The sequence below is a fragment of the Shinella sp. M27 genome (genome assembly GCF_049199905.1).
Lineage (GTDB): Bacteria > Pseudomonadota > Alphaproteobacteria > Rhizobiales > Rhizobiaceae > Shinella.
This window is the reverse complement of the sequence record NZ_JBLZPK010000089.1, coordinates 1-437: the sequence shown is the minus strand read 5'-3', so window position 1 is coordinate 437 and position 437 is coordinate 1. Positions and strand designations below refer to the sequence as shown.

The window sequence follows — 437 nt, the reverse complement described above, 5'->3', positions numbered from 1 at the left end:
AGACCAATGCTGTATTCATTTCTGCACCTCTTTCATGCTTTGAGTGCTTGAACTCCTGATAGCAGACCGTTTAACACGCTGGAACTCCAGCATGTCGTCATAGATACGTTTGCAACTGTTCAGGTCATTGAACGCAAAAAAATCGTTCTGGCGGTCTGCGTAGAGCGGCTTGATGGCGCAATCGTTTTCCATGTACTCGCATATCAAGGCGACGATCTCTTCATGCTTCGTGCAGATCTCGCCGAACCCCATCGTATCGTAGAAGAATCCACCTTCCTTGTAGTGAGGCGGCAACTCGTCAGGGTGGTAGTAGACGACTGGCTTTCTCATATAGGCAAAATCAAATTGCACGCCGGAATAGTCGGTGATCATCAGGCTGGATTCCGTGAGGATCTTTTCATAATCCACATCCAATGCCGATATTATCTCGACACCAT

At 47.6% G+C, this 437-nt stretch carries 1 protein-coding gene; it reads right to left on the bottom strand.

Annotation, left to right across the window (positions count from 1 at the left end; translation table 11 throughout):
- Positions 1-15 precede the first annotated feature (15 nt).
- A partial coding sequence (locus tag ACOZK4_RS27220) for a CDP-glycerol glycerophosphotransferase family protein (protein ID WP_421594745.1) occupies positions 16-437 on the bottom strand: 422 nt, incomplete at its 5' end.